Source organism: Streptomyces sp. SCSIO 30461 (genome assembly GCF_037023745.1).
GTDB lineage: Bacteria > Actinomycetota > Actinomycetes > Streptomycetales > Streptomycetaceae > Streptomyces.
Genome location: NZ_CP146101.1, coordinates 356,158 through 369,266, shown reverse-complemented (window position 1 = coordinate 369,266; position 13,109 = coordinate 356,158). Strand labels below are relative to the sequence as shown.

General features: G+C 68.7%; 13 protein-coding genes and 1 pseudogene. 3 read left to right on the top strand and 11 right to left on the bottom strand.

What is annotated here, in order from left to right:
* Positions 1-8: 8 nt before the first annotated feature.
* Both V1460_RS01740 and V1460_RS01735 read right to left on the bottom strand, forming a co-directional pair.
* The gene (locus tag V1460_RS01740) at positions 9-413 is read right to left on the bottom strand and encodes a type II toxin-antitoxin system VapC family toxin (protein WP_407077379.1); all 405 of its coding nucleotides are present in this window, start codon (positions 411-413) and stop codon (positions 9-11) included.
* A complete protein-coding gene (locus V1460_RS01735) occupies positions 410-688 on the bottom strand; it encodes a PhdYeFM domain-containing protein (protein ID WP_338671694.1) in 279 nt (92 codons plus the stop codon). Before V1460_RS01735 ends, V1460_RS01740 begins: the two co-directional genes overlap by 4 nt.
* A gap of 339 nt (positions 689-1,027) precedes the next feature.
* Here V1460_RS01735 and V1460_RS01730 point away from each other — a divergent pair, with 339 nt between their 5' ends.
* Together V1460_RS01730 and V1460_RS01725 are read left to right on the top strand one after the other, a co-directional pair.
* Positions 1,028-2,500 (top strand): ATP-binding protein, encoded by a 1,473-nt coding sequence (locus V1460_RS01730; protein WP_338671693.1) that lies wholly within the window; start codon positions 1,028-1,030, stop codon positions 2,498-2,500.
* A 136-nt stretch (positions 2,501-2,636) separates the two neighbouring features.
* Positions 2,637-2,921 (top strand): annotated as a pseudogene (locus tag V1460_RS01725) (hypothetical protein); the annotation flags it as partial.
* A gap of 21 nt (positions 2,922-2,942) precedes the next feature.
* Here V1460_RS01725 and V1460_RS01720 read toward each other — a convergent pair.
* From V1460_RS01720 to V1460_RS01680, 9 genes are all read right to left on the bottom strand, one after another.
* Positions 2,943-3,167, bottom strand: a complete 225-nt coding sequence (locus V1460_RS01720) for a hypothetical protein (RefSeq protein ID WP_338678374.1) — start codon at positions 3,165-3,167, stop codon at positions 2,943-2,945.
* A gap of 124 nt (positions 3,168-3,291) precedes the next feature.
* Entirely contained in the window at positions 3,292-4,014 is a 723-nt protein-coding gene (locus tag V1460_RS01715; protein ID WP_338671691.1) for a hypothetical protein, read from the bottom strand.
* Between the two features lie 634 nt (positions 4,015-4,648).
* Positions 4,649-7,051 carry an excinuclease ABC subunit UvrA gene (locus V1460_RS01710; RefSeq protein WP_338671689.1) on the bottom strand — a complete coding sequence of 801 codons (2,403 nt, stop codon included), beginning with the start codon at positions 7,049-7,051 and terminating at the stop codon, positions 4,649-4,651.
* A gap of 76 nt (positions 7,052-7,127) precedes the next feature.
* The gene (locus V1460_RS01705) at positions 7,128-7,538 is read right to left on the bottom strand and encodes a VOC family protein (RefSeq protein WP_338671688.1); all 411 of its coding nucleotides are present in this window, start codon (positions 7,536-7,538) and stop codon (positions 7,128-7,130) included.
* Positions 7,539-7,548: 10 nt separating this feature from the next.
* A complete protein-coding gene (locus V1460_RS01700) occupies positions 7,549-8,070 on the bottom strand; it encodes a helix-turn-helix transcriptional regulator (RefSeq protein WP_338671687.1) in 522 nt (173 codons plus the stop codon).
* A gap of 80 nt (positions 8,071-8,150) precedes the next feature.
* Positions 8,151-9,362, bottom strand: a complete 1,212-nt coding sequence (locus V1460_RS01695) for a DUF6777 domain-containing protein (protein WP_338671686.1) — start codon at positions 9,360-9,362, stop codon at positions 8,151-8,153.
* Between the two features lie 642 nt (positions 9,363-10,004).
* Positions 10,005-10,982: an NAD(P)-dependent alcohol dehydrogenase gene (locus V1460_RS01690; protein ID WP_338671685.1), complete on the bottom strand. Its 978-nt coding sequence runs from the start codon at positions 10,980-10,982 to the stop codon at positions 10,005-10,007.
* A complete protein-coding gene (locus V1460_RS01685; protein WP_338677855.1) occupies positions 10,979-11,182 on the bottom strand; it encodes a helix-turn-helix transcriptional regulator in 204 nt (67 codons plus the stop codon). The genes V1460_RS01690 and V1460_RS01685 overlap by 4 nt, the downstream gene beginning before the upstream one ends.
* Before the next feature lie 23 nt (positions 11,183-11,205).
* Positions 11,206-11,634, bottom strand: coding sequence for a hypothetical protein (locus V1460_RS01680; protein WP_338671684.1), 429 nt, complete (start codon positions 11,632-11,634; stop codon positions 11,206-11,208).
* Between the two features lie 617 nt (positions 11,635-12,251).
* Between V1460_RS01680 and V1460_RS01675 the strand changes: the two genes are divergently transcribed.
* Positions 12,252-13,061 (top strand): CAP domain-containing protein, encoded by an 810-nt coding sequence (locus V1460_RS01675; protein WP_338671683.1) that lies wholly within the window; start codon positions 12,252-12,254, stop codon positions 13,059-13,061.
* Positions 13,062-13,109: the final 48 nt, after the last annotated feature.

Here is a 13,109-nt window from a genome sequence, read left to right as displayed (position 1 = left end):
CGCTGTGCTCACACGGGGATAACCGTGACGCCCTGTTCCAGTCCCTTGAAGTCGTCAGCGTTCCGTGTGAAGAGCGGGAGGCCCTGCGCGGCAGCGGTTGCGGCGATCATCAGGTCCATTCGGCGGGGACGGGGATCGCGTTTCGCCTTGACGGTGAGTGCGACGAGTGTGCCGAACCTGCGGGCTGCCTCCCGGTCGAAGGGAATGGCCGCGAACTCCGCTTCGACATCCGCCAGGCGCTGCGCCCGCGTCATCATCTCCACCGGATCCGTTGTCATCGCCACGCCCTGGGCCAGTTCCGCCAGGACGATCGAGGAAACAGCGGCCTCCAGGGGCAGGAAACCGAGATCGATCATGGGCAGATCGATGATGACGCAGGTGTCCAGCATTCCGTGCGACGGCCTGCCGGTCACGCGCGCTCCCACGGATTGTCGTCCTCGCCGACGCGGTCTTCGGTACCGAAGAAATCATCGGCCTCCGCACGCATCCGGGCGGCGTCGATGCTCGGCGCATGGCGCCACTTCCGTTGAAGTTCCTCCACCGGGACGAAGCGGCGTCTGGCACCGAGCGGGCGCACCTCGGCGATCTCGGTGCCGTTGCGGGTGATGTGATAGGTCTCGCCCGCTTCGACATCGTCAAGCACGGCCTTGGAGCGCGCGGCGAGTTCCCGCTGGGTGATGGTCTTCATGAAGCCAGCGTATCGCAGCGCAATGCACTGCGCTACACAATCGTTCGCGGCATCCCGAAAGCGTGTTGGGGGCAACCCCTCACGAGTTCGAATCTCGTATCCTCCGCAGCCGCCTGAACAGGCAAAAACGAAGACCCCGGACCGCTCCAGCGGCCGGGGTCTTCGGCATGCCTTGGTCTCAGTTTCGGTCTCATTTACTTGCGACATTCGCGGCATTTCTCGCGATACGCCAAGACACCCCTGGGGAGCGGCGAGCGTCGGGCCGACGGGCGCACACTGCGAGGGCGCCAGAACTAGGAGTATGTTTTATGTAGGCGTACTTCTATATCTGGAGCACTCGTGGACAAGCCTGCCGAGATGTTCGACCGGGACTACGAGTGGTCGGCGCTGAGCCGGTTCATCACCGATCCGCAGCCCGGCGCGACTCTGGGCGTGGTCTCCGGGCGCCGCCGCCAGGGCAAGACGTTCCTGCTGGATGCCGCCTGCCGAGCCGCTGGAGGGTTCTATTTCGGTGCGACCGAGGCCGCCGATGCCGAGTCGCTACGGCGGATCAGCGCGGCGCTGACCGCCCACGTCCGTCCTGCCAGCCCGTTCCACTTCGCCAACTGGGCAGAGGCCGTCGACGCGCTGCTCGCGCTCGGCGCCGAGCGGCCCGTCCCCGTGGTGATCGACGAGTTCCCGTACCTCGCCAAGGCGAACCCCGAGCTGCCCTCGATCATCCAGGAGGCGTTGCGGCCCCTGCGTGACCAGCGCACCGGCTCCCGTACCCGGCTGCTGCTGTGCGGCTCGGCGCTGTCCTTCATGGGCAGGCTGCTCTCGGGTAGCGCCCCACTGCGCGGACGGGCGGGGCTGGAGCTGGTCGTCCGCCCTCTGGACCACCGCCTCGCCGCGGAGTTCTGGGGCATCACCGACCCCCACTTGGCCATGAAGGTGAACGCGATCGTGGGCGGTACTCCTGCCTACCGGCGCGAATTCGCACGCGGCGACACGCCAAAGGGACCGGACGACTTCGACGACTGGGTCGTCCGCACCGTCCTCAACCCCGAGACCCCCCTCTTCCGCGAGGCCCGCTACCTGCTGGCCGAAGAACCCGACCTTCGCGACACCGCCTTGTACCTGTCCGTCCTGGCCGCCGTCGCCGACGGCAACGCCACCCGCGGGGGCATGGCCGGCTACCTGGAACGCAAGGCCACCGACATCGCCCACCCCATCAACGTCCTCGAAGACGCGGGCCTGCTCCACCGGGACGCCGATGCTTTCCGCGACAACCGGCCCACCTACCGCATCGCCGAACCGCTGATCGGCTTCTACCACGCGATCATGCGACCGGTCTGGGACCAGCTCGAACGCCCCGGCAGCGCGGCACGGGTCTGGCAAGCCAGCCGTCGCCGCTTCGTCAGCAACGTCCTCGGGCCCCACTTCGAGCAGGTCTGCCGGGACTGGGCCCTGCATCACGCCGACCCCGAACTGCTCGGCGGTCTGCCGGGCCGCGTCGGACACGGCGTCGTTCACGACCCCAAGGCCCGTACCGGCCACGAGGTCGATGTGGCGGTCATCGGAATCGCAGATGGCACCAAGCCACCACTGCTGGCCATCGGAGAGGCCAAGTGGAACGACACCATGGGCGCTGCCCACATCGAACGTCTCCGGCACATCCGCGACCTCATCACTCTGGCAGGCCGATACGACACCACGAATACACAGCTCTTGTGCTTCAGCGGAGCCGGATTCAACGACAAGGCGTACGCTGCGGCGGCGGCCGAGCCGGACATCCGGCTGATCGACCTGGCGACCCTCTACAACCAAGCCTGATGTACGCCCATGTGTCCGTAACCGTCGGGGCACTATGGTGAGCGCCACCCTGCCGTGGCGTAGCGCCACACCGCGTGCAGCCCCTTCGGCAGGGAGGTGAAGCGTTGTCTGTTGTGCGCTCTACAAAGGTTCCCGAATGACGCAGAGCACAACCGCCCCAGTCGGACGCTTCCACCAGGGACGCTTATCCGACGGACGGCCCCAAGCCCTGGATGCCTGGCGTGTCACCACCGACGACGCCGATGTGGCCGCCCGGGTTGCCGGACTACTGGGTGGCGAGCCTCAACCGAACGGGGGAGGAAGCGGCGGCCTTGCCTACGAAGTTCTGACGAGCCGCGAGAGCGTACGCGTTCTCCTGGACGGACCCGACGCGGTGGCGGCTCATATGGTCCTCTGGGGCAGTAAAGGCATCGTCCACGAGTGCGACGGCATGGAGTTCCTGTCACCGGAAGAGAAGCAGGGCCAGCCCTGCGGTTGCCCTCCGCTCCTTGCGGACAGGAAGCTGGCGGCCAGGAACGGTCGCGGCCCGACGCCCTCCGTCGACATCGCCTTCCAGCGCCTGGCCGACAAGCTTGCGGCGCGGTTTGGCCGCGGTCAGGACGTTCGCCGAGCGCTGACCCTCGATCTCCTCGACGCGGGAGAACTCGTCCAGGAGGCTGTTGTTCAACCAGCGTTGCCACAGTTGGGTGATGGTCAGGTGCGGTGGCCGGGTCAGCGCGGGCTGGTTCCGGTTGCTGTTCGACCGGTATCACTGCTTGCGCTTCCCGTTTCGTGCCGCTCGCGTGCTGCCCCTACAGGTGGGCAACATAGTCGTAGTTACCTGGGCCGCAGGTGCGTTCGAGGGTCTGGAGCACGTTGCGCGGGTTGTCGTAGGGGCCGGAGAAGTAGAACGGCTTGCCGTCCCGGCCGAAGCCGATGGCGGGCCGGTCGCAGGGCGGGGAGCCCAGGTGCACCGCGGCATCGGTGAAGCCGCTCGCGGGTTCGAAGCCGAGAGAGCGGGCGTAGACGACCGCGTCGTGCACGATCGTCTGTGCCTGCTCCACGCCGATGGGCAGCGGCCGATGGTCGAAGGCCGAGTAGTACGTCGGCACGTAAGTGGTCAGGGATCCGGACCCCATCACCTCGGGGTCGGTGACGTTCTTGACCCCCAGGCAGTACACGTCCACCAGGAACCCGGTGACGGTGACCCTGCTGGCACGTTCCTGGCGGGCCAGGAGAATCTGCGCGAAGCCTCCTCTGTCCGGTTCCGGTTCCTGGCCGAGAGGATCGACCTCCGCCCAAGCCGTGGCCCCGGCCATGTCCAGTCCCGCGCTCCAGCCCGCATTGACCCAGCAGCCCACCACCGGCCGCTCATCCGGCGTGATGTTCGCCTGTGCCGCGGCTGCGGCCTGTCTCACCAGCGCCGCGGCCTGGGCCGGGCGCAGCCCCAGCGCCCTCGCGATCTGCTTCGGAGCCCTGCCGCGCTCCCTCAACTCTGTTACCCGCGCGAGCAGTTCCTCGTCACATGTTGCCACCGTCACAGTCTGCCACTCCGAGGGTGCCCGCTGTACATCAGACGGTGCGTCGGCGGTGCCGCCATCCTGGGTTCGGTCATCACGGGACACGAACCGGAACGGGTAGGAATCCGACCGGGGTGCAGCACACGCCGAACGACGCGGGCATCCCGCCGGTCACCTCGTGGTCTCGGTTCTGGTCTCATTCACCACGTTCAGCTATGTCCGGACGCCACTGGACAGCCCGCTCCACGGCTGGTCAGGACACCCACGACCACCTCCGAACCCTCAAGCGAACATTTGGGAAACGTGTTCACCGTCTCCCGTATCCACGGTGTCATGCCCGCATAGCCTGGGCGGCGGCCGCGAGTCGCGTCCGCACGACGATCACCGGTCATGAACTGGCTTGAGCGGACCGCGAAGCTGAGGCAGTGGAGCAGAAGCGGGACCCGCGTCCCGCCGCCAACGCCTGATCACACAAGGCACCGGATCCTCCACGAGTGAGGCTCCAAAGGGGGTGCCACCCGACCCCGCCCACCCCCGCACTCCCATGGGTTGATCACCCTCGCCGACCCGGCGCACGAGGGCCGGGGGCCCGGGGCTGGACCGGACAGGCGGGGGCCCGGGGCTGGACCGGACAGGCCGGGGGCCCGGGTCACCCGCCCACGTACTCCGCGAGGTGCTCGCCGGTCAGCGTGGACCGGGCGGCGACCAGGTCGGCGGGGATGCCCTCGAAGACGATCCGGCCGCCGTCGTGGCCGGCGCCGGGGCCCAGGTCGATGATCCAGTCGGCGTGGGCCATGACCGCCTGGTGGTGCTCGATGACGATCACCGATTTGCCAGAGTCGACCAGCCGGTCCAGCAGGCCGAGCAGTTGCTCGACATCGGCGAGGTGCAGACCGGTGGTCGGTTCGTCGAGGACGTAGACACCGCTCTTGTCGGCCATGTGCGTGGCCAGCTTGAGCCGCTGCCGTTCGCCACCGGACAGCGTGGTCAGCGGCTGCCCCAGGCTCAGATAGCCGAGTCCGACGTCCACCAGCCGTTCGAGGATCTTGTGTGCGGCGGGGGTGCGCGCCTCACCGGCGCCGAAGAACTGCTCGGCGTCCGTCACCGACATCGCGAGCACCTCGCTGATGTCACGGCCGCCGAGGTGGTACTCGAGCACCGAGGGCTGGAACCGCTTCCCTTCACAGTCCTCGCAGGTGGTGGCGACCCCGGCCATCATCGCCAGATCGGTGTAGATCACGCCGGCACCGTTGCAGGTCGGGCAGGCGCCCTCCGAATTGGCGCTGAACAGCGCCGGCTTCACCCCGTTGACCTTGGCGAACGCCTTGCGGATGGGCTCCAGCAGACCGGTGTACGTCGCCGGGTTGCTGCGCCGCGACCCCCTGATCGGTGTCTGGTCGACCGCCACCACGCTCTCGTCCTCGACCTGTCGGGGCATCGAGCCGTGCACCAGCGAGCTCTTGCCCGAGCCGGCCACGCCCGTGAGCACGGTCAGCACTCCGAGCGGAATGTCGACATCGACGCTCTGGAGGTTGTTCGCCGTCGCGCCGCGGATCTCCAGCGCCCCGGTGGGCTTGCGCACCGACTCCTTGAGGGCGGCCCGGTCGTCGAGGTGGCGCCCGGTGATGCTGTCGCCGGCCCGCAGCCCCGCCACGCTGCCCTCGAAGCAGACAGTGCCACCGGCCGTACCGGCGCCGGGGCCGAGGTCCACCACATGGTCGGCGATCGCGATCACCTCGGGCTTGTGCTCCACGACGAGCACCGTGTTGCCCTTGTCCCGCAGCCGCAGCAGCAGGTTGTTCATCCGCTGGATGTCATGCGGGTGCAGACCCGTGGTGGGCTCGTCGAAGACGTATGTGACGTCCGTCAGCGAGGAGCCGAGGTGGCGGATCATCTTGACGCGCTGCGCCTCACCGCCGGACAGCGTGCCCGAGGAGCGGTCGAGGGACAGATAGCCGAGGCCGATCTCCACGAACGAGTCGAGTGTCCCGCGCAGGGCGGTGAGCAGCGGGGCGACCGAGGGCTCCGCGAGGCCGCGCACCCACTCGGCCAGATCCCTGATCTCCATCGCGCAGGCGTCCGCGATGGAGATCCCGGCGACCTTGGACGAGCGGGCTCCTTCGGTGAGCCTGGTGCCTTCGCACTCGGGGCAGGTGGTGAAAGTGACGGCCCGCTCCACGAACGCCCGGATGTGCGGCTGCATCGCCTCCTTGTCCTTGGACAGGAACGACTTCTGGATCTTCGGGATCAGCCCCTCATAGGTGAGGTTGACCCCGTTGACCTTGACCTTGGTCGGCTCGCGGTAGAGGAAGTCGTGCATTTCCTTCTTGGTGAACCTGCGGATCGGCTTGTTCGGGTCGAGGAAGCCCGACTCGGTGTAGATCCCGACCGTCCACACGTTGTCCGACTTCCAGCCGGGGATGGTGAACGCGCCTTCGGCGATCGACTTGGAATCGTCGTAGAGCTGTGTGAGGTCGATGTCGGAGACCTTCCCCCGGCCCTCGCAGCGGGTGCACATACCGCCGGTGCGGTTGAACGTCGCCTTCTCTGCCTTGGTCTTCGCGCCGCGCTCCACGGTGATCGCCCCACTGGCCCGGACCGAGGCGACGTTGAAGGAGTAGGCACTCGGCGGGCCGATGTGCGGATCGCCGAGCCGGCTGAAGAGGATCCGCAGCATCGCGTTGACGTCGGTGACGGTGCCGACGGTGGACCGCGGGTCCGCGCCCAGCCGCTGCTGGTCGACGGTGATCGCGGTGGTCAGCCCGTCGAGTACGTCGACCTCGGGCCGCGCCAGCGTCGGCATGAAGCCCTGCACGAAAGCGCTGTACGTCTCGTTGATCAGCCGTTGCGACTCCGCGGCGATCGTGTCGAACACCAGCGAGCTCTTGCCCGAGCCGGAGACCCCGGTGAACACCGTCAGACGGCGCTTCGGGATCTCGATGCTGACGTCCTTCAGGTTGTTCTCGCGTGCGCCGTGCACGCGGATCATGTCGTGGCTGTCGGCAGCGTGCGGGGCGTCCGCCGCGGAGGCATCGGCTTGGGCCTTGCTCATCGTGTCTGTCACTCCATCTGTGCGGCGGTGCGGTTCGGCCTGTCCGGCGGTACGGCTCAGCTGTCCGGCGTCGCGGTCAGCGCAGTTCCTGGATGCGGACCATGTTGCCCGCGGGGTCGCGTACGGCACAGTCCCGGATGCCGTACGGCTGCTCGGTCGGCTCCTGCACGATCTCGGCATCGCCGGCCGCCAGCCGGGCGAAGGTGCCTTCGAGGTCGGCGGTGGCAAGGAGGATGCCCGCGTAGGTTCCCTTGGCCATCATCTCGGTGATGGTGCGGCGCTCGTCGTCGGTGACCCCGGGGTCGGCGGCCGGCGGCGTGAGGACGATGGATGTGCCGGGCTGGCCGGCGGGGCCGACAGTGATCCAGCGCATCCCGCCGAAACCGACGTCCTTGCGGACCTCGAAGCCGAGCAGGTCGCGGTAGAAGCCCAGCGCCGCGTCCGCGTCGTCATGGGGGAGGAAGCTCGCGTGAATGGTGATGTCCATGGACCTCACGCTAGGCGCGGGGTCGGGGCGGGCGCTTCTCGATTCCTGACCGGTCTCTGATCGGCCGGGTGACCTGCTTCGCCACACAGGGTGGGATACCCGCCGTCCCGTCCGCGCCCTCCGCCCTGCCCGCCTCCACCGTCCCTCCCGAGCCCGCCGAGCCCGCCGAGCTGAGTGCGGCCTCACGCCGGTAGACGCTGGGCGGTACGCCGACGAGTTCCGTGAACCGGGTGCTGAAGGTGCCCAGGGACGAGCAGCCGACCGCGAAGCACACCTCGGTGACGCTGAGGTCACCGCGGCGCAGCAGCGACATCGCACGCTCGATACGGCGCGTCATGAGGTAGCTGTACGGTGACTCGCCGTACGCGAGTCTGAACTGGCGGCTCAGGTGTCCCGCCGACATGTTCACACCACGCGCCAGCGCTTCGACATCCAGCGGCTGCACGTACTCCCGGTCCATCCGGTCACGTACGCGGCGCAACAGCACGAGTTCCCTCCGGCGCTGCTCCGCGGGGGTGGGTCTACTGGTCATCTGTGCGATCGTGCCATGCCGTACGAGAGTGCGCGGGTGAACGGTTCCGAAACGGGTCGGGGACGGGCTCGGGAACGTACTCACGACGGATCGGCCTGCGGCTGCTCCGGCTGGCCCGGCACCACGAAGTCGGGGAGCCGGGGAAGCTCGGGCGACTGCGGCAGCGGCACCGGCAGTCGGTCCGCGGACTTCGGTTCCGGCTGCTGCTGGAGCTTCTGCGGCTGATCCTGGGGCTGATCCTGCTGTTGCCCGGGGGATTGCGGTTCCGGGGACTGCGGTTCCGGGGACCGCGGCTCGGGAGACTGCGGCTCGGGAGACTGCGGCTCGGGAGACTGCGGCTCAGGGGACTGCGGCTCCGGAGACTGCGGCTCGGGGTTCTGCTTCGGCTGCTCCTTGTCCGGCTTCTGCTCGGGCGTCCCCGGGGTCTCAGGAGTCTTACCTGGCTGGTCCGTGTGCTCGGTGTTCTGCTCTTCCGGGGACTTCGGTGCCTCCGGCTGCTTCTCCTCGTGGGGGGACTCCTCGTCCCGCAGAACGGGCGGCGACTCTCCCGTCGGCTGGCCCTTCGGCGCCGGTATCTCGCGGTCCTTGCCGGCCGACTGGTCTCCGCTTGGCCTCGCGATCCATCCCTTGTGCTCATGGTCGAAGAGCGTGACCGTCTTCATGGGTTTCTCGGCGGGCGTGACCACGACGAGGGTGGCCGGACGGAACGAGGCCCACTTCTGCCCGGTGTACGACTTCGCGCCCTTGACCGTGACCGGCGGTGTGAGCGGATTGCCACTGGCGCAGCGGACACGGGGGACACCGCGGTCGTCGATCAGGACGGCCGTACCCGCCTGGAGGGTGGCCTGGTAGCCGGTGGCTGCCTTGTCCGTGTAGCCGTGGTTGGTGACCCGCGTGTCCCAGCCCAGCCTGACCGGGGTCAGCGACCTCAGATACGCAGGGACGTCAGGGCGGTGGACACCCAGCACCCCGGCGAACGCCTTCTCCTTGTCCGGGTCCTGAGAGAGGTACGTGATCTGCTTCTCGACGTCGCAGCTCGCGGCGTTCTTCGTGCCTCCGTACAACCCCGGGTGCGCGCCGTCGACGACGCGGGTGGTGTCCCCCGCGACCGGGGGCGCGGCGTCCGCCGCCTTCGCCGCCTCTTCGGGGTGCGACACCGTGGACGGGGTGAACGGGTCCTTGCCGGATGCCGAGGTGGTCTCCAGGAAGATCTCGCCTTGGGCCTTGCCGCCACTACCGCCGCCACCGCCTTGCAGGGCGAAGGCGAGGATCACCGCGGTCACGAGGGCCACGACGGCGCCCAGGCTCGCCAGGGCGTTGCGCCCCCGGAACCGCAGCCACCGGGGCCGCGCCGCTGATACGCCCGATGAGCGCGAGGAACGCCTGGAAGCAGAGTCGGTCGGCGGCGCGACCGACGCCGCGCGGGGCGGGGAAGAAGCGTCGGGCAGGGAAGAAGCGTCGGGTGGGGCGGCGGGTGGGTTGGACGGCGCGGCGGGCGTACGGGGTGCGGCGGACGTCCCCGACCCGCCCTCGCGGTTCGGCTCCGAAACCGGCTTGCCCGGTTCGCTCGACGGCCGAACCGGCTTGCCCGGCTCGCTCGACGATCGCCCGGACAGCGGCCCTGACGGCGGTCCTGTGGGGCGCTCGGATGGGGGTGGCTGGGAACTCACGGCTCTCTCCCGTTCTTCTCCCCCTTTCCGGTGATCCCGGGCTTCCCGGTGATCCCGGATGACCCTTCCTTTCCATTAAGCGCCTGCTCCACCGACGAGTCACGCCCCTGCAGCTCGGGACTTGACAGGCCGCGGATGACAGCCGGCCCATGCCCGCTCCGCCTTCGGCGACCTCAACCCGGCAATCGACGGGCGGCACTCGACAGGAGGTACGTGACCGCCGTCGGCCTGGGGCAGCCGGGCACCCGCCCGGCTGCCCCAGGCTCACACGGAGATCACGGACTTGCCCTTGGCGTTGCCCCGCTCCAGCCGCCGGATCACCTCGGGGACCTCGCTCAGCGAGTGCGTCCGGTCGATGACCGGACGTACCTTGCCCGTCTCGATGAGATCGCGCAGGACCTCCAGATCCGCCGTCCGCTCCACCGACATCAGCCCGCGCAGCCGCTGCCCGGTGAACGGCGAGAGCAGTGCCGCCCGCAACACCCGGTCCGTACCGCCGAGCCAGCGACCGCCGCCCTCGCTCCCGACGATGACCAGGGTCCCCCGGGGAGCGAGCACGCGGCGCAGCAGAGCCAGGGACCGGTGGCCCGCCGTGTCCACGATCACGTCATAGCGCCCGGTCGAGGGCAGGTCCTCGCGGGTGTAGTCGATGACCTCGTCCGCGCCGATCGACCGGACCAGCTCGGTCTTCGCGGTGCTGCACACCCCGGTGACGGCCGCTCCGTACGCCTTCGCGAGCTGCACCGCGTACGTGCCCACGCCCCCTGCCGCGCCGATCACCAGCACCCGCTGCCCCGGTCGCACCCGTCCCGCGTCGCGCACGGCCTGGAGCGCGGTGACCCCGGAGATCGGGACGGCTGCCGACTCCTCGAAGCCGAGGTTCTCGGGTTTGGCCAGGAACCGGTCCTCGGGTGCCCGGACGTACTCGGCGAAGGCTCCTTCGCAGAAGCCGAACACCTCGTCGCCCGGACGGAAACGGGTCACCGCACCACCGACCGCCTCGACCACGCCCGCGACCTCGCGGCCCCTGACCCGTTCCTTCGGAGCGCGCAGCCCGTAGCCCATCAGGCGCACCAGATAGGGCCTCCCCCGCATCAGATGCCAGACACCCGCGTCGACGGCGGCGGCGCGTACCCGTATGAGCACGTCCTTCCCACCGATCGCGGGATCGGCAGGTTTGTCGACATCCCTGAGCTCCAGCACGTCGGCGGAGCCGTACATGTCCTGCACGATGGCTTTCACGGTGCCTCTCCCAGGCTGTCGGGGTACTGGAACACGTCGTCGAGCGGCACCCCGAAGACCCGGGCGATCTGGAAGGCCAGTTCGAGCGACGGCGAGTAGCGGCCCTTCTCGATGGCGAGGACGGTCTGGCGGGTCACGCCGATCCGTTCGGCGAGCTCCATCTGCGTCATCTCGCCGTGCGCGAAGCGCAGGGCACGGATCGAGTTGGTGACACGAGTCGGTTTCACCACGGCTGGAAGCCCCGTCGGTAGGCGGCGATCTTCGCCACCGAACCGAGGACGGCCGACAGCACGAAGGCCAGGTAGATCGTGTTGGCGATCCAGAAGTAGTCCACCTCGGCCATCGCCATGACCAGCGCCGCGATGGCCCCGATCACCAGCAACGACTGCCCCGTGTACTCCCCGAACCGGTGGATCTCCCGGTCTCGCTGGTCCTTCCCACGTCCGTCCCGGGGCGAGGTGAGTGCCGCCGCGACGCTGAGCGCGATGGAGGCGGCGATGGAGCCGCCGACGGTCCACAGCAGCGCCGGTACGTACGCCACGTCAGCGAGCGGCGTGCGCTCCGCCTGCCCCAGCACCACGGCGAGATAGACGCCGTACGCGACGATCGCGACCGCCCCCAGGATCCAGGCGCGTTTCTCCTCGATGGCCATGGCGATGCCCTCCCACCGTCGCGGTGTCAAAAAAACTTAACACTCAGAAGGTAAGCGGAAGGGAATGTCGAGTCAAGAATTATTTACACCGCCAATGGACACGACCCCCCGCCGGCAGTTCGCGACAGCAACACCACCCGAGCCCCGGAGCGCCCCCGCGGACGCTGTCACAGCGCCTCGGGTTCCCGCCCACGCCACCCCACTTCCGGCCCGGCGCGTGACATCACTCACGCACCCGCTCCCCACTAGGACGGTCGGTAGTAGATGACGTCAGGTGGACATAAGGATATTTGTCCGTCTTGACCCACCCCATCTCCGTGTCATCTTCGATGGCATTCGGTGGGCTCGGACCTTTCGCCCGTTTCGCGGGCGCATAGGCATTACTGACGGAGCAACAGGTCCGTCCGGAAGTCTCTCCGCGCGGTCCAGCACGCCCGTACGCCCCTGGCAAGAGCCGTCCAGTCCTACGATCCGGGGTAGTACCGACACTCGTTGCCCTGCGCTAGCGGCGCTTCTAACAATGGCGACCGCAAAGTCGCCCCCGCAGCTCAGGCACAGGTTCCGTGCCCGGGCTGGCCGCTCACGGGAACGCTCCGCGCACAAGAGTGAGGTCACACATGAGCAATCACCGCAGGAAGACGTACTACCGGAAGATAACGATCGCGGCTGTCGCAGTCGCGGCAGTGGGTGTGCCCTCAGCCGCCATGGCATGCATGGACGAGCAGGACGACCGGCCGACGAGCCGGGGAAGCCAGTGGCAGGGCGACGGCGACGACTGGAAGACCGCCGCTTCGGACCAGCGGTGGAACTGGGACGGCTCCCACGAGAAGTGGTGGCACAAGAAGAAGGACGCGGAGGGCCAGGAGAGCCAGGCGCCGACCGCCTCCTCCTCCGACCCGTCCGAGGCCTCCGAAGCCCCCGAGGCAGCCCCCACCCCGAAGCCCACCGCTTCGAAGCCCACTGCGAAGCCCGCCGCGAAGCCCAGCGCCACGAAGACGGCTTCCCCCAAGCCGGCCGGTACCACCGCCCCCGAGCCCGCCGCCCCGGCCTCCGGCGACGTCGCCAGCATCGTGGCCCTCGTCAACGCCGAGCGCAGCAAGGCCGGATGCTCCCCGGTGAAGCTGAACGCCAAGCTGAGCAAGGCCGCCCAGGCCCACAGCGAGGACATGGCCTCCCACAAGAACATGTCCCACACCGGCTCCGACGGCTCGAACCCCGGCACCCGGATCACCCGCGCCGGGTACGACTGGAGCACCTACGGCGAGAACGTCGCCTACGGGTACAGCTCCCCCGAGAGCGTCATGCAGGGCTGGATGGACAGCCCCGGCCACAAGGCCAACATCCTCAACTGCGAGTTCAAGGAGATCGGCGTCGGCCTCGCCCAGCCGAACGACTACTGGACGCAGAACTTCGGCACGGCCCGCTGACCATGTGACCTCAGCGTGCTAGGCCCCGGCACCTCTGACCGCCGGGGC